The organism is Agrobacterium sp. LEGMi-208b (assembly GCF_059511785.1).
Map to the genome: position 1 here is coordinate 2,816,131 of NZ_CM183445.1, position 14,337 is coordinate 2,830,467.

Below are 14,337 nucleotides of genomic sequence, written 5' to 3' on the forward strand. Positions count from 1 at the left end.
ATACGCATTGGCGTCCGATTGGGAACAATGACCACGATCGCTGGAAACGCTTCGAAGAAGGCGCGGCGGTCGGTGAGAGAGGGAACTCGTGACTGGAACTTTGGCGCCGGAGGCCGTGCCTCTCCTGTCCGTTCGCAAGCTGACCAAGCTGTTCGGCAATTTCGCCGCCTGCAACGGCATCGATCTCGATATTGCGCCCGGCGAAATCCATGCGCTTCTGGGGGAAAACGGCGCGGGAAAATCCACGCTCGTCAAGATGCTGTTCGGTGTGCTTTCGCCGACGGAGGGTGAGATCATCTGGCAGGGCCAGCCGGTTTCCGTGGGCTCGCCAAGCGAGGCCCGCAGGCTGGGCATCGGCATGGTCTTCCAGCATTTTTCGCTGTTCGAAGCGCTGACGGTTGCTGAAAATATCGCGCTGTCGCTCGATCCGAAAATTTCATTGAAGGAAATCGCCGGGCAAGCGGAAACGCTGTCGCGGGCCTATGGCCTGCCGCTCGACCCCAATGCGCATGTGGCCGATCTTTCGGTCGGCGAGCGCCAGCGCATCGAGATCGTTCGTGCCCTGTTGCAGAACCCGCGCCTTATCATTCTCGATGAGCCGACCTCGGTTTTGACCCCGCAGGAGGCTGACAAGCTGTTCGAGACGCTGGCAAAGCTGAAGGCCGAAGGGCGTTCGGTGCTTTATATCAGTCATCGCCTCGAAGAGGTGCAGCGCATCTGCGACCGTGCCACCGTTCTGCGGCATGGCAAGGTGACGGGCGCCTGCGATCCGCGCAGGGAAACGCCGGCATCTTTGGCGCGCATGATGGTCGGCAGCGATGTCGCAAGCGTTTCGCGGGCCACGGGCGAAGCGCTCGGCGCGCCGCAGATCGAGGTCATGGGGCTTTCGGTTGCGCCGCGCACGCCTTTTGCCGTGGCGCTGAAATCGATTTCCATGCAGGTGCGCGCGGGCGAGGTACTGGCGATTGCCGGTGTGGCCGGCAACGGGCAGGGCGAGCTGTTCGATGCGCTTTCGGGCGAATATCCCGTCTATAATAACGACGCGATCCATCTGCGCGGCAAACCGGTCGGTCGTATCGGCATCAATGGCCGCCGGCTGATGGGCGCGGGTTTCGTGCCGGAAGAGCGCCATGGCCATGCGGCGGTTCCCGCCATGAGCCTTTCCGACAATCTGCTCTTGGCGCGGGCGCGGTCCGACCGCAAGGCGTTTCTAACCGGCGGTTTCCTGCGTATCGTCAGGGGGTCGGTTATCAAGGCGGCGGCGCGGCGTATTTCGGAAACCATGGATGTGCGCAAGAGCGGGGCCGATCCGCTGGCGGGTTCGCTTTCGGGCGGCAATCTGCAGAAATTCATCGTCGGGCGCGAGCTTGATCGCCAGCCTTCCGTGCTTGTTGTCAACCAGCCGACCTGGGGTGTGGATGCGGGTGCCGCAAGCCGCATCCGTCAGGCGCTGGTCGATCTTGCCAGGGCCGGCTCGGCCGTCATCGTCATCAGTCAGGATCTCGATGAAATCTTCGAGGTCGCCACCAATATCGCCGTCATTTCCGACGGCAAGCTTTCCGAGGCCCATCCGGTGGAAGAGATGACACTCGAAAAGATCGGCCTTTTGATGGGCGGCATTCACACGTCACATTCGGGAGCCGCCCAGCATGCGCATTGAGCTTGAAAAACGCGCGGGGGTCTCGAAGCTTTTCACCCTGCTTTCGCCGCTTCTGGCGCTGGTTTTGACGCTGCTGGTCGGCGCCATCATGTTCGCCATGCTCGGCAAAAATCCGGCGCATGCGCTTTACGCCTTTTTTGTCGAGCCGCTCCTTGAGGTCTGGTCGCTGCATGAGCTGGCGATCAAGGCCGCACCGCTGATTTTGATCGGCGTCGGCCTGTCGATCTGTTATCGCTCCAACAACTGGAATATCGGGGCGGAGGGGCAATTCACCATCGGCGCGATCACCGGTTCCATCCTGCCGGTGCTTTATCCCGACTGGCACTCGCCGCTCATCCTGCCGCTGATGATGGTGATGGGCGCCGTTGGCGGCGCGCTTTATGCCGGTATTCCGGCGCTGTTGAAGACGAAATTCAACACCAATGAAATCCTCGTCAGCCTGATGCTGGTCTATGTCGCGCAGCTTTTCCTCGACTGGCTGACGCGCGGCATCTGGCGCGATCCGGGCGGTTACAACTTCCCGCAGACCAAGCCCTTCAACGATAGCGCGGTTTTGCCGGAAATGCTGGCCTCGGGCCGGGCGCATTGGGGTTTCGTGTTCGCCATCGTCGCCGCCATCGCGCTGTGGTTCATGATGCGCTACATGCTGAAGGGCTTTGAGGTCACCGTGCTTGGCCAATCGGCACGGGCGGGGCGTTTTGCCGGTTTCTCATCGAGCCGCATGGTGTGGTTTTCGCTGCTGCTATCGGGCGCGCTGGCCGGGCTTGCGGGCATTTCGGAAGCCTCCGGTTCCATCGGCCATCTCCAGCCCAGCATTTCGCCGGGTTATGGTTTCACCGCCATCATCGTCGCCTTTCTCGGCCGCCTCAATCCGCTCGGCATCATCCTTTCCGGACTGGTGCTGGCGCTGACCTATCTCGGCGGCGAGGCGGCGCAGCTCTCCATTGGTGTCTCCGACAAGGTGACGCGGGTGTTTCAGGGGCTGATGCTGTTCTTCGTCCTGTCCTGCGACACGCTGATCTTCTATCGCATCCGGGTTGTCTTTACCGGCAGGACACATCGCAAAGAAGGAGCGGCATGATGGATATGCTTCAGGCCATCCTCCTCACCGTCATCACCGCTGCCACGCCACTTGTCATTGCCGCTTCGGGCGAGCTTGTGGCGGAGCGTTCGGGCGTACTCAATCTCGGCGTCGAGGGCATGATGATCATGGGTGCGGTCTGCGCCTTCGCCACCGCGCATATGACGGGGTCGCCCTATCTCGGCATTCTGGCCGGTATCGCTTCCGGCGCGATTTTTTCGCTGCTTTTCGGGTTCCTGACGCTGACGCTCGTCACCAACCAGGTGGCGACGGGTCTGGCGCTCACCATTCTCGGGCTTGGCGTCTCCGGCATGCTGGGCGAAAGTTTCGTCGGCCTGCCGGGCATCAAGCTGCAGCCGATTGTCTTCCCCGTGCTGTCGGAAATCCCCTTCATCGGGCCATTGCTGTTCCGGCAGGATCTGATCTTCTACATGTCCATCGCGCTGGTGTTCGGCATCAGCTGGTTCCTGTTCAAAAGCCGCACGGGCCTGAAAATCCGCGCCATCGGTGACAATCACGCTTCGGCCCATGCGCTTGGCATCAACGTCATCCGCACGCGCTATCTGGCGGTCATGTTCGGCGGCGCCTGTGCCGGTCTTGCGGGGGCGCAGCTGTCGCTGGTCTATACGCCGCAATGGGTGGAAAACATGTCGGCCGGGCGCGGCTGGATTGCCTTGGCGCTCGTTGTCTTCGCCTCCTGGCGTCCGTGGCGCCTGCTGGCGGGCGGTTATCTGTTCGGCGCCGTCACCATCGGCCAATTGCATGCGCAGGCCTTCGGCATCGGTGTGCCGTCGCAATTGCTTTCGGCGCTACCTTACCTTGCAACTATTGTCGTGCTGGTCATCATCTCGCATAATCGCCGCACGACCTTGATCAACACACCGGCATCTTTGGGCAAATCCTTCGTGCCGGACAGGTGAAGAACAATCCTCACGTCTCCAAACCAACAGGGGTAAAAATGAAAAAACTTGTCATCGCACTTGCCGCCTCCGTCGCGGCGCTCGGCGGCGTCGTTTCCTCGGCTGAGGCCGCCGACGCCAAGAAGGTCTGCTTCATCTATGTCGGTTCAAAGACCGATGGCGGCTGGACACAGGCGCATGATATCGGCCGTCAGGAACTGCAGGCGCATTTCGGCGACAAGATCGAGACGCCGTTCCTCGAAAGCGTTCCGGAAGGCCCGGATGCCGAACGCGCCATCGAGCGAATGGCCCGCTCGGGCTGCGAACTGGTGTTCACCACCTCCTTCGGCTTCATGGATGCGACCGTGAAGGTCGCCCAGAAGTTCCCCAAGGTGAAGTTCGAACACGCCACCGGCTTCAAGACGGCTGAAAACGTCGCGACCTACAATTCGCGCTTCTACGAAGGCCGTTACATTCAGGGCCAGATCGCCGCGAAGATGTCGAAGAAGGGTCTCGCCGGTTACATCGCTTCCTTCCCGATCCCGGAAGTTGTGATGGGCATCGATGCCTTCGTTCTCGGCGCGCAGTCGGTGAACCCGGACTTCAAGCTCAAGGTCGTATGGGCCAATACCTGGTTCGACCCCGGCAAGGAAGCCGATGCCGCCAAGGCGCTGATCGATCAGGGCGTCGATATCCTGACGCAGCACACCGACACGACGGCGCCGATGCAGGTTGCGGCCGAACGCGGCATCAAGGCCTTCGGCCAGGCCTCCGACATGATCGCCGCCGGCCCGCAGACGCAGCTGACCGCCATCAAGGACACCTGGGGCGCCTATTACATCAAGCGCACGCAGGCGCTTCTCGACGGCACCTGGAAGTCCGAATCCGTATGGGACGGCCTGAAGGACGGCATCCTGACCATGGCGCCCTACACCAACATGCCCGACGACGTGAAGAAAATGGCCGAGGAAACCGAAGCCAAGATCAAGTCGGGCGAGCTGCACCCCTTCACCGGCCCGGTGAAGAAGCAGGACGGCTCCGAATGGCTGAAGGCCGGTGAGAAGGCTGAAGACAAGGTTCTGCTCGGCCTCAACTTCTACGTGGCCGGCGTGGACGACAAGCTGCCGCAATAATGCGGATTCTCTTCCATTATTGATGACAGGCCGCACATGAATTCATGTGCGGCCTTGCTTATTTTTACCCGTTTTACGCTGTGGACGAAGTTTGCCTTTGCTTTTCACGCGACTTGATGTTTTTCACTATAGTCTGACTTGAGATACACACGTCTGGCGCGATTTTTGAGATCGCCAGCCGAACGGAAGGACATGACATTTGCAGCGCGGAATGCTCGATGCGGCGATCGGTTTTCGAAAACTGCGGACAAATCATGCACAGGTCGTTCACAAGATCGGTCTCGATATCGTCTCCGGCACCTTCAAGACGGGTGACATCCTGCCGGGTGATGCCGAGCTGATGGAGCGGCTGAAAGTATCGCGCACGGTACTGCGCGAAGCGATGAAGACGCTGACCGCCAAGGGCATGATTTCGCCGAAGGCGCGTATCGGCACCCGGGTGACGGAGCGCGAAAGCTGGAACATGTTCGACAGCGAGGTGCTGCTCTGGCATTTCGAGGCGGGCGTGAGCGACGAGTTCCTGCTGCATCTCTACGATATCCGCAAGGCTTTCGAGCCCTATGGCGCAGGGCTTGCCGCCATCAGGGCAAAGGATACCGATATCGCCAAGCTTGCCGCCTATGCCAATGAGATGGGCAATACGGCCTATTCCAAGGAAAAGCGGGCGCTTGCGGATATGAACTTTCATGTCCTCATCACCGAAATGTCCGGTAACCCGTTCATGCGCACCGTCGGTTCGCTGATAAAGGCGGCGCTGGCGGGCATTTTCCGGATGAGCAACCCGGAAACCGATCCCAACGAGATTTCCGACGTGTCCGCCTCCCACTTGCGGCTTGTCGAGGCGTTTCGCCTGCGCGACGAAGCCGCAGCGCGCCGCGAGATGGAAAGGCTGATTGAAAATGGCCGCCAGCAGGTGCTGGAATTCACGGCCCGCAACCCCCGGCGATAAATCAGGCCCTGCGAGCGGGATGCGATCCCGTTGCAATCACGTTTGATGAAAATCGCTGCGGAAATTTGGTGCAGATTTGCATGGTTTCTTAAGTGGGCCGCCGTTATAGCAATTCCGGAATGAAATTACCGATGCGCCCGTTCGTTCTGCGGACGGCGTGAAGTCAAACATATGCCGCTGTACCGGCTGCCAGGCAGCCGCTAACGGGGTGTTGGAGGTCTTATGGAGCGCAGCTCTCTAGCCGTTATTCTCGCAGCGGGCGACAGCACGCGCATGAAATCGTCGAAATCGAAGGTGCTGCATCCGGTCGCCGGGCGTCCGATGATCGCGCACGTGATTGAGGCGGTGGCTGGATCGGGCGTCGGTACGGTGTCGCTGGTGGTCGGGCGCGATGCCGACAATGTCACTGCGGCCGCAAGCATGAAGGGCCTTCAGGTCGAAGCTTTCCTGCAGACGGAACGCAAGGGCACCGGCCATGCGGTCCTTGCCGCGCGCGCAGCCATCGAACGCGGTTTCGACGATCTCATCGTCGCTTATGGCGATGTACCGCTCATCACCTCCGCAACGCTCGACCGGGCGCGTGAGGCGATTGCCGCCGGCGCCGATGTCGCTGTCATCGGTTTCCATACCGATCGCCCGACCGGCTACGGCCGGCTTCTGGTCAAGGATGGCGAACTTGTCGCCATCCGCGAGGAGAAGGATGCGACCGATGCGGAGCGTAAGGTCACCTGGTGCAATAGCGGATTGATGGCCATCAACGGCCGCAATGCATTGGACCTTCTCGACCGGATCGGCAATGCCAATGTAAAGGGCGAATATTATCTGACCGACGTGGTCGAGATCGCCCGTTCCCTCGGCCGCCGCGCCGTCGCCATCGATGCGCCCGAAACGGAACTGGTCGGCTGCAACAACCGCGCCGAACTGGCCCTTATCGAGAAGCTCTGGCAGGAGCGACGCCGTCACGAATTGATGGTGGAGGGTGTTTCGATGATTGCGCCCGAAACCGTGTTTCTGTCCTATGACACGAAGATCGGTCAGGACGTTTTGATCGAACCGAATGTCGTCATCGGTCCCGGCGTCACCATCGAGCCGGGCGCCGTCATCCATGCGTTTTCGCATCTGGAAGGGGCGCATGTGGCGGAAGGTGCGGCTGTTGGCCCCTATGCGCGGCTGCGGCCGGGCGCAAACCTGCATGCCAACGCCAAGGTGGGCAATTTCTGCGAGGTCAAGAAGGCCGAGATCGGCGAGGGCGCCAAGGTCAATCATCTGACCTATATCGGCGATGCCTTCATCGGCGCGGGCAGCAATATCGGTGCGGGCACCATCACCTGCAATTACGACGGCTACAACAAGGCCGAAACGCGCATCGGTGCGAACAGCTTTATCGGCTCGAACTCGTCGCTGGTCGCTCCCGTGACGATCGGGGAAGGGGCCTATATCGCCTCCGGCAGCGTGATTACCGATGATGTGCCGGCCGAAGCGCTGGCGTTTGGACGTGCACGTCAGGAAGTGAAGCCTGGCCGGGCAACCGTGGTGCGCGAGCGGGCAAAAGCGCTGAAGGAAGCGAAGAAAAAATCCTCTTGAAAGACGTTACCGAGCGATACCGAAAGTGACCGGCGGCGTAATTGCCGATTTCAGGGAAACGATTAAAGCATTTCCAGTAAAAGTGTGCAGCGGTTTTACGTCCGGAAATGCGTCAGAACAAAAAGGTTGAGTTTTTTGCATTTCAGGGAAATGCGAAAATGCTCTGAAAGTTTCGGCGAAGAGATCGCCGTCTGGAGAAATATATGTGCGGAATTGTCGGAATTGTCGGAACCCAGCCCGTTGCTGAACGGCTTGTCGATGCGCTGAAGCGTCTCGAATATCGCGGTTACGATTCGGCGGGTGTCGCCACCATCGACAATGGCGCGATGGATCGCCGCCGGGCGGAAGGCAAGCTGTTCAATCTGGAAAAAAGGCTTTCGGAAGAGCCGCTGCCGGGCGTCGTCGGCATTGCCCACACCCGCTGGGCGACCCATGGCGTTCCGAACGAAACCAATGCCCATCCGCATTTCGTCGACGGCGTCGCCGTCGTCCATAATGGCATCATCGAGAACTTCGCGGAACTGCGCGAGGAACTGACCGCCGAGGGCGCGAGTTTCACCACCCAGACCGATACCGAAGTGGTGGCGCAGCTTCTGGCGAAATATACCCGCGAGGGTCTTGGCCATCGCGAGGCGATGCTGAAGATGCTGAATCGCGTGACGGGCGCCTATGCGCTGGTCGTCATGTTCAAGGACGATCCCGGCACGTTGCTTTCGGCCCGTTCCGGCCCGCCGCTTGCCGTCGGTTACGGTCGGGGGGAAATGTTCCTTGGTTCCGACGCCATCGCGCTTTCGCCCTTCACCAACGAGATCACCTATCTGGTGGATGGCGACTGCGCCATCGTGACCCGGCAGGGTGCCGAGATCATCGATTTCTCCGGCAAGCCGGTGAAGCGCGAGCGGCAGATCTCGCAGGCGACGGCCTATGTGGTCGACAAGGGCAACCATCGCCACTTCATGGAAAAGGAAATCTACGAGCAGCCGGAAGTCATTTCCCACGCGCTCAGCCATTACGTGGATTTCGCCAGCAAGACCGTCAAGGAAGCCGACAAGGCAATCGATTTCGCCAAGCTTTCCGGCCTTGCCATTTCCGCCTGCGGCACCGCCTATCTGTCCGGCCTGATCGGCAAATACTGGTTCGAGCGTTATGCGCGTCTCCCGGTGGAAATCGATGTCGCCTCGGAATTCCGTTACCGCGAAATCCCGCTTGTTCCCACGCAGGCGGCACTGTTCATTTCGCAATCGGGCGAGACCGCCGATACGCTGGCGGCCCTGCGTTATTGCCAGCAGGAGGGGCTGAAGATCGGCGCGGTGGTCAATACGCGCGAATCCACCATGGCGCGCGAATCCGACGCGATCTTCCCGATTCTTGCCGGTCCGGAAATCGGCGTGGCCTCCACCAAGGCGTTCACCTGCCAGCTTGCCGTGCTCGCTTCGCTTGCCGTTGCTGCCGGAAAAGCGCGCGGCACGATCACGCCCCAGCAGGAAACCGAACTGGTTCGCCATCTGACCGAGATGCCGCGCATCATGAGCAAGGTTCTGAACAGCATTCAGCCGCAGATCGAGGCGCTGTCTCGCGATCTGTCGCGTTTCAAGGACGTGCTTTATCTCGGCCGCGGCACCAGCTTCCCGCTGGCACTGGAAGGCGCGCTGAAGCTCAAGGAAATCTCCTATATTCACGCCGAAGGTTATGCCGCAGGCGAGCTGAAGCATGGGCCTATCGCGCTGATCGACGAGAACATGCCTGTTATCGTCATTGCCCCGCATGACCGTTTCTTCGAAAAGACGGTTTCGAATATGCAGGAGGTCGCCGCGCGCGGTGGCCGCATCATCTTCATCACCGACGAGAAGGGTGCCGCCGCTTCCAAGCTCGACACCATGGCGACGATCACGCTGCCTAATGTCGATGAGCTGATCGCGCCGATGGTCTTCTCGCTGCCGATCCAGCTGCTGGCCTATCACACCGCCGTCTTCATGGGCACGGATGTGGACCAGCCGCGCAATCTGGCGAAATCGGTGACGGTGGAATGATCATCCGGCCGGAGCGGCAGGGCGATGAGGACGCGATCGCTCGTGTTACGGAAGAGGCTTTCCGTAACGTCGATTATAGCGACAAGACGGAACATCTGATCGTCGAGCGACTGCGTAAGGCGGATGCGCTCACCGTTTCACTGGTTGCCGAGGACAGCGAAGGCATCATCGGCCATGTCGGCTTCTCGCCGGTGACGCTCACCAGCGGCGAGACCGGCTGGTTCTGCCTCGCGCCGCTTTCCGTGACACCGGAACGCCAGGGACAGGGCGTCGGCTCCGGGCTGGTGCGGGACGGGCTAGCCGTTCTGGAGCGTCTGAACGCTTCCGGCGTGGTTGTCGCGGGGGATCCGGACTACTATGGCCGCTTCGGTTTTCGCCATGTCGAAGGGGTGAATGCGGAAGGGATTCCTGACGAATATTTCACAGTTCTTCGCTTGCATGGTGGAACTCCATCCGGCATTGTCGGTTTTCATCCGGGTTTCGATGGCGACAACGCTTAATTCCGAACGGTAAATGACCGATATTCCAGTCAAAATTTCATTCGCAGCCCGCCTGCGCAATAGTTTCCTCACGGGCGTTCTGATCCTCGCGCCCGTCACCATCACCATGTGGCTGGTGTGGAGTTTCCTGCAATGGGCCGATAGCTGGGTGAAACCCTATATTCCGGCCCGTTACGATCCCGAGCAATATTTCGATGTGGCGATACCCGGTTTCGGTCTGCTGATCGCCGTCATCGGCATCACGCTCATCGGCTTTCTCGGTAATAACCTCATCGGCAAATGGATTTTCGGCGTCGGCGAATCCATCCTCAACCGCATGCCGCTGGTCCGGCCGATCTACAAGAGCATCAAGCAGCTGTTCGAATCCGTCCTCAAGGAGCATTCGAACTCCTTCAAGAAGGTCGGCCTGATCGAGTTTCCCTCATCCGGTACCTGGGCGATGGTGTTCGTCGCCTCCGAGGCCAAGGGCGAGCTTGCGCATCGTTTCAACGAGATGGGCCAGCAGATGGTCGCCGTCTTCCTGCCGCCGACCCCGGTGCCGACGGCGGGTTTCCTGCTGTTCGTGCCGAAAGACAAGATCGTGATGCTGGACATGACACCGGAAGATGCGGCGAAACTGCTGATTTCGGGCGGTCTGGTGGCGCCGGATTTCACGCCGCCGAAGATGATCGCGCCGGTTTGACGATTAGAGAACGCCGGGGATGTCTGTCTGCGAAAAGTCGTTGCCGACATAAAGCAAAGGGCAACCCTCGGTTTTCGCCAAATCGTAGGCAAAACAGTCGCCGAAATTCAGCCCGGCTTGATGAATGCCCTTGCCCCAGATGCGGTAAGCTTCGGAAACGCCATGCGCCGATTTGGGGGTGACGGGTCTGATTTCGACGCTCAGACCTTCGATCAGCATCTCTAGCTCCCGACTGCGGTCGCGCCGCTGCGCCACGATCATGGCCTCCGCAAGCGTACCGGCGGAAATGAGTAGAGGCTCGTCTGTTTCGAGAGCTGCGGCGCAGGCATCCGCTTTGGGTTCATCAAGCAGGATCGCCATCAGAGCCGACGTATCGATAACGATCATTTCGGAAGGCCGTGTTCGTCATAAAGAAAATCCTGGCTATGCGCGGCATCCGGGCCATCATCGGCTTTGTTGGCGACAGTCGCGCGCACTTTTGCGAGCGCGGCTCTGCGGGATGTTTTATCCGCCACGGCAATGACCGGAACCAGCCGTACGGCTGCGTGGCCATGACGGGTGAGAATGACCTCGTCACCGGCTTCGGCGCGGCGCACCAGTTCGGTAAGCTGACTTTTTGCATCCGTCACGGATATCTGCATCGCTAACCTCAAGTGTTAAAGTTAGCATTGTATTAGTCCATTCAATGGACCATATCAATCCTCGTCATCCAGATCATCCACTTCCGTTCCCGTATTCGTCGCGTGGAATACGGGAACAAAAAGCCGCATATAGACCAGCCGCACGCTCCAGCCTTCTTCCAGCGCCTGGCTCCAGGCCTTCTTGCGTCCGGGTTTCTTGAACGCCTTGCCGATCGCCTTTTTCGCGCTCTTCGCAAATGTCTCAGGCTGCAGGATATTCTGCGGCGAGCAGAGCGCGTAGCCCTTGCGGAAGGCGGGCGGCGGGCGGCGGGGGTCGATCATGTTCATGGGCGTTCACTTTCAGCCAGCATGCAGGAAGCGGATCGCTTCGTCGCGGCGGTGCAGATAGAGCAGGGTGCGCAGCGCATTGCCGCGCGGGCCTGTGAGTTCCGGGTCGCGCTCGATGACATAGGCCGCGTCCTTGCGGGCGATTTCCAGAAGGTCGGCGTGGGCCTCGAGGCTGGCGATGCGGAAACCCGGCGTGCCGGACTGGCGGGTGCCCAGCAGCTCGCCTTCGCCGCGCAGCTTCAAATCCTCTTCCGCGATCAGGAAGCCGTCTTCGCTGTCGCGCAGGATGGAAAGCCGGGCGCGGCCGTTTTCGCTGAGCGGTCCCTTATAGAGCAGGATGCAGGTGGAGGCCTCATCGCCGCGCCCCACGCGACCACGCAGCTGGTGAAGCTGGGCGAGGCCGAAGCGTTCGGCATGTTCGATGACCATGATCGTCGCGTCGGGCACATCGACGCCGACTTCCACCACCGTCGTCGCCACCAGCAGCCGGGTTTCGCCACTCTTGAAGGCGAGCATGGCGGCGTCTTTCTCCGGGCCGCTCATGCGGCCATGAATGAGGCCGATATTGGCTCCGAGCATCTGCGAAAGCACGGCGTGCCGCTCTTCCGCCGACATCAGGTCGGATTCTTCCGTTTCCTCGACCAGCGGGCAGATCCAATAGGCCTTCTTGCCGTCCTTCAGCGCCGCGCGCAGCCGCTCGACGATATCGCCGATCCGTTCCGTGGGGATCGTGACCGTCTGGATGGGTTTGCGGCCCGCAGGTTTTTCCGTGAGCTTGGAGACATCCATATCGCCGAAGGCGGCCAGAACCAGCGTGCGCGGAATGGGCGTGGCGGTCATGACCAGCATGTGCGGTGTGATGCCCTTGGCGGTGAGGCGCAGGCGCTGGTGCACGCCGAAACGGTGCTGTTCATCCACCACGGCCAGCACGAGGTTCCGGTAGGTCACGCTGTCCTGAAACAGTGCATGGGTGCCGATGACGATCTGCGCTTCGCCGGATGCGACGCGCTCCTCGATCTCGCGGCGTTCCTTGCCCTTGGTGCGGCCGGTCAGGACCTCGACGGTGATGCCGGCGGCATTGGCGAGCTTCGAGATGGTGGCGTAATGCTGGCGGGCGAGGATTTCGGTGGGCGCCATCAGCACCGCCTGTCCGCCGGCCTCCACCGCCGTTGCCATGGCCATCAGCGCCACCAGCGTCTTGCCCGCACCGACATCGCCCTGCAGCAGCCGCAACATGCGGTCTTCGCCAGCCATGTCGGTCAGGATATCCTTCACCGCGGCGCTCTGGCTTGCCGTCAGCGAGAAGGGCAGCTGCGAGAGGATTTTTGCGGCGATATCGCCCCTGGCGCGGATCGGCTGGCCCGCCACCTTGCGCAGCCGCTGGCGCACCAATGCGAGTGACAACTGCCCGGCGAGGAATTCGTCATAAGCAAGCCGCCTGCGCGCCGGGGCCTGCGGTTCGATATCGGCGCTGTCGCGCGGATCGTGCAGCTCGCGGAAGCTTGAGGCGACATCGCCGAAACCCTGGCGGGTTTTCAGCGTCTCGTCGATCCATTCCGGAAAGACCGGCAGCTTCGCCAGCCCGCCTTCGATGGCGCGGCGCAGCACCTTGGGCGACAGACCGGCGGTCATGGGGTAAACCGCTTCCACCAGCGGCAGGTTCTCCGCCTCTGACAGCTTCACCATGAAATCCGGATGCACCATGGAGGCGCGGCCGTTGAACCAGTCCACCTTGCCGCTGACGAGAACCTCCTCATCCACAGGCAGGGCCTTGGACAGCCAGTCGCCCTTGGCGCGGAAGAAGGTCAGCGCCAGTTCGCCGGTCTCGTCATGCAGGAAGACTCGATAGGGTGCGGAGCGGTTTCCAGCCGGCGGCGGCTGGTGCCGGTCGATGCGTCCCTGAATGGTGACAATGGCGCCGGGGCTGGCCAGCGCAATGCCGGGGCGGTTGCGGCGGTCGATGACGTTGGAGGGCGCATGGAAGAGGAGATCGATAACGCGGGTGTCGTCGGCGCTTTCCCGGCTCAGCAATTTCGCCAGAAGATCGGCGAGCTTCGGCCCCACACCGGCAAGGGTGGAGACGGAGGCAAACAGCGGATCGAGAATGGCCGGGCGCATGGGTCAGCAAAATCAGGGAAGGGGGCGGCTTATGCAAGACTTGGCTGGTCACAAAGGCGGGTTATCACCGGCAGATTTTCATCGCCGTGGCATTATTTCGATAAAAACCGGTTCCCAAGCGTTCGCTTCTTGTTCTATAGGAGGTCACGATAGACGAGGCAAAGATTGAAGGGCGCGCTGCAAGTTCGGAGCCTGCTGTTTTTCACGATGCTCTCCTCTTCCTCATCCCTGTGCTTGTCACAGGGATCCAGTCAGTCCAAGTCCTTGGGCTGAAAAGGTCTTCTTTCGTCGCGCAGACGCGCGTCGGCTGGATTCCTGTGACGGGCACAGGAATGAGGGTGGTGGGGACGGACCGGCAGATGAAACCGCAGATGAAACCAATGAATCACGCGCGGCGATCCATATGGGAAGGAAAATGCGATGACTGGACTGGTGCGCACGAGTGCCGACCTCGATCCGAGACGCAGGCGGATTCTTTACCGCTGCTGGCACCGAGGCATTCGCGAGATGGATCTGGTGCTCGGGCAATTCGCGGAAGACAATATTGCCGGGCTTTCCGATGAGCAGCTCGACGAGCTGGAAGTCATCATGGCGGAAGAGGATAACGACCTCGTCAAGATGGTGACCGGCGCCCTTGCCATCCCGGAAAAATTCCAGACACCGCTGTTTGAAAAGATCGCCTCCTACCGTCCCGATTTCGATCTCGTCACCACTGACACCCTGAAAGCCTGAA

At 60.7% G+C, this 14,337-nt stretch carries 14 protein-coding genes; 10 read left to right on the plus strand and 4 right to left on the minus strand.

Annotation, left to right across the window (positions count from 1 at the left end; all coding sequences use genetic code 11):
• Positions 1-100 precede the first annotated feature (100 nt).
• The 9 genes from AC5YUO_RS13800 (at position 101) to AC5YUO_RS13840 (ending at position 10,518) form a co-directional block, all read left to right on the plus strand.
• Positions 101-1,660 (plus strand): ABC transporter ATP-binding protein, encoded by a 1,560-nt coding sequence (locus AC5YUO_RS13800; protein WP_496154868.1) that lies wholly within the window; start codon positions 101-103, stop codon positions 1,658-1,660.
• Positions 1,650-2,741, plus strand: coding sequence for an ABC transporter permease (locus tag AC5YUO_RS13805; RefSeq protein ID WP_496153688.1), 1,092 nt, complete (start codon positions 1,650-1,652; stop codon positions 2,739-2,741). Before AC5YUO_RS13800 ends, AC5YUO_RS13805 begins: the two co-directional genes overlap by 11 nt.
• Positions 2,741-3,661: an ABC transporter permease gene (locus tag AC5YUO_RS13810; protein ID WP_496154869.1), complete on the plus strand. Its 921-nt coding sequence runs from the start codon at positions 2,741-2,743 to the stop codon at positions 3,659-3,661. Before AC5YUO_RS13805 ends, AC5YUO_RS13810 begins: the two co-directional genes overlap by 1 nt.
• Positions 3,662-3,699: 38 nt before the next feature.
• A complete protein-coding gene (locus tag AC5YUO_RS13815) occupies positions 3,700-4,773 on the plus strand; it encodes a BMP family ABC transporter substrate-binding protein (protein WP_496153689.1) in 1,074 nt (357 codons plus the stop codon).
• Between the two features lie 211 nt (positions 4,774-4,984).
• The gene (locus AC5YUO_RS13820; RefSeq protein ID WP_400816935.1) at positions 4,985-5,722 is read left to right on the plus strand and encodes a FadR/GntR family transcriptional regulator; all 738 of its coding nucleotides are present in this window, start codon (positions 4,985-4,987) and stop codon (positions 5,720-5,722) included.
• A gap of 222 nt (positions 5,723-5,944) precedes the next feature.
• Positions 5,945-7,306: a bifunctional UDP-N-acetylglucosamine diphosphorylase/glucosamine-1-phosphate N-acetyltransferase GlmU gene (gene glmU / locus AC5YUO_RS13825; protein ID WP_496153690.1), complete on the plus strand. Its 1,362-nt coding sequence runs from the start codon at positions 5,945-5,947 to the stop codon at positions 7,304-7,306.
• A 203-nt stretch (positions 7,307-7,509) separates the two neighbouring features.
• On the plus strand, positions 7,510-9,336 hold the full coding sequence (gene glmS, locus AC5YUO_RS13830) for a glutamine--fructose-6-phosphate transaminase (isomerizing) (RefSeq protein WP_400816626.1): 1,827 nt from the start codon (positions 7,510-7,512) through the stop codon (positions 9,334-9,336).
• Complete coding sequence (locus AC5YUO_RS13835) at positions 9,333-9,836, plus strand: GNAT family N-acetyltransferase (RefSeq protein WP_496153691.1); 504 nt, start codon at positions 9,333-9,335, stop codon at positions 9,834-9,836. The genes glmS and AC5YUO_RS13835 overlap by 4 nt, the downstream gene beginning before the upstream one ends.
• 13 nt (positions 9,837-9,849) lie before the next feature.
• The gene (locus AC5YUO_RS13840; RefSeq protein WP_020012801.1) at positions 9,850-10,518 is read left to right on the plus strand and encodes a DUF502 domain-containing protein; all 669 of its coding nucleotides are present in this window, start codon (positions 9,850-9,852) and stop codon (positions 10,516-10,518) included.
• A 3-nt stretch (positions 10,519-10,521) separates the two neighbouring features.
• Here the strand turns inward: AC5YUO_RS13840 and AC5YUO_RS13845 are convergent, their stop codons facing one another.
• The 4 genes from AC5YUO_RS13845 to recG are packed head-to-tail and all read right to left on the minus strand — an operon-like array spanning position 10,522 to position 13,604.
• Positions 10,522-10,905 carry a type II toxin-antitoxin system VapC family toxin gene (locus tag AC5YUO_RS13845; protein ID WP_496153692.1) on the minus strand — a complete coding sequence of 128 codons (384 nt, stop codon included), beginning with the start codon at positions 10,903-10,905 and terminating at the stop codon, positions 10,522-10,524.
• On the minus strand, positions 10,902-11,159 hold the full coding sequence (locus AC5YUO_RS13850) for a type II toxin-antitoxin system Phd/YefM family antitoxin (RefSeq protein WP_496153693.1): 258 nt from the start codon (positions 11,157-11,159) through the stop codon (positions 10,902-10,904). Before AC5YUO_RS13850 ends, AC5YUO_RS13845 begins: the two co-directional genes overlap by 4 nt.
• 54 nt (positions 11,160-11,213) lie before the next feature.
• Positions 11,214-11,486, minus strand: a complete 273-nt coding sequence (locus tag AC5YUO_RS13855) for a hypothetical protein (RefSeq protein WP_080834739.1) — start codon at positions 11,484-11,486, stop codon at positions 11,214-11,216.
• A gap of 12 nt (positions 11,487-11,498) precedes the next feature.
• Positions 11,499-13,604 (minus strand): ATP-dependent DNA helicase RecG, encoded by a 2,106-nt coding sequence (gene recG / locus AC5YUO_RS13860; protein WP_496153694.1) that lies wholly within the window; start codon positions 13,602-13,604, stop codon positions 11,499-11,501.
• 420 nt (positions 13,605-14,024) lie between these two features.
• Here recG and AC5YUO_RS13865 point away from each other — a divergent pair, with 420 nt between their 5' ends.
• Entirely contained in the window at positions 14,025-14,336 is a 312-nt protein-coding gene (locus tag AC5YUO_RS13865; RefSeq protein WP_077982075.1) for an FAD assembly factor SdhE, read from the plus strand.
• Position 14,337 lies beyond the last annotated feature (1 nt).

Excerpts from the sequence above, each read along its gene's own strand:
- glmS (WP_400816626.1), top strand. The coding sequence starts at position 7,510 with ATGTGCGGAATTGTCGGAATTGTCGGAACCCAGCCCGTTGCTGAACGG.
- AC5YUO_RS13815 (WP_496153689.1), top strand. The coding sequence starts at position 3,700 with ATGAAAAAACTTGTCATCGCACTTGCCGCCTCCGTCGCGGCGCTCGGC.
- AC5YUO_RS13805 (WP_496153688.1), top strand. The coding sequence starts at position 1,650 with ATGCGCATTGAGCTTGAAAAACGCGCGGGGGTCTCGAAGCTTTTCACC.
- AC5YUO_RS13840 (WP_020012801.1), top strand. The coding sequence starts at position 9,850 with ATGACCGATATTCCAGTCAAAATTTCATTCGCAGCCCGCCTGCGCAAT.
- AC5YUO_RS13835 (WP_496153691.1), top strand. The coding sequence starts at position 9,333 with ATGATCATCCGGCCGGAGCGGCAGGGCGATGAGGACGCGATCGCTCGT.
- AC5YUO_RS13850 (WP_496153693.1), bottom strand. The coding sequence starts at position 11,159 with ATGCAGATATCCGTGACGGATGCAAAAAGTCAGCTTACCGAACTGGTG.
- AC5YUO_RS13845 (WP_496153692.1), bottom strand. The coding sequence starts at position 10,905 with ATGATCGTTATCGATACGTCGGCTCTGATGGCGATCCTGCTTGATGAA.
- recG (WP_496153694.1), bottom strand. The coding sequence starts at position 13,604 with ATGCGCCCGGCCATTCTCGATCCGCTGTTTGCCTCCGTCTCCACCCTT.
- glmU (WP_496153690.1), top strand. The coding sequence starts at position 5,945 with ATGGAGCGCAGCTCTCTAGCCGTTATTCTCGCAGCGGGCGACAGCACG.
- AC5YUO_RS13820 (WP_400816935.1), top strand. The coding sequence starts at position 4,985 with ATGCTCGATGCGGCGATCGGTTTTCGAAAACTGCGGACAAATCATGCA.
- AC5YUO_RS13865 (WP_077982075.1), top strand. The coding sequence starts at position 14,025 with ATGACTGGACTGGTGCGCACGAGTGCCGACCTCGATCCGAGACGCAGG.
- AC5YUO_RS13855 (WP_080834739.1), bottom strand. The coding sequence starts at position 11,486 with ATGAACATGATCGACCCCCGCCGCCCGCCGCCCGCCTTCCGCAAGGGC.
- AC5YUO_RS13810 (WP_496154869.1), top strand. The coding sequence starts at position 2,741 with ATGGATATGCTTCAGGCCATCCTCCTCACCGTCATCACCGCTGCCACG.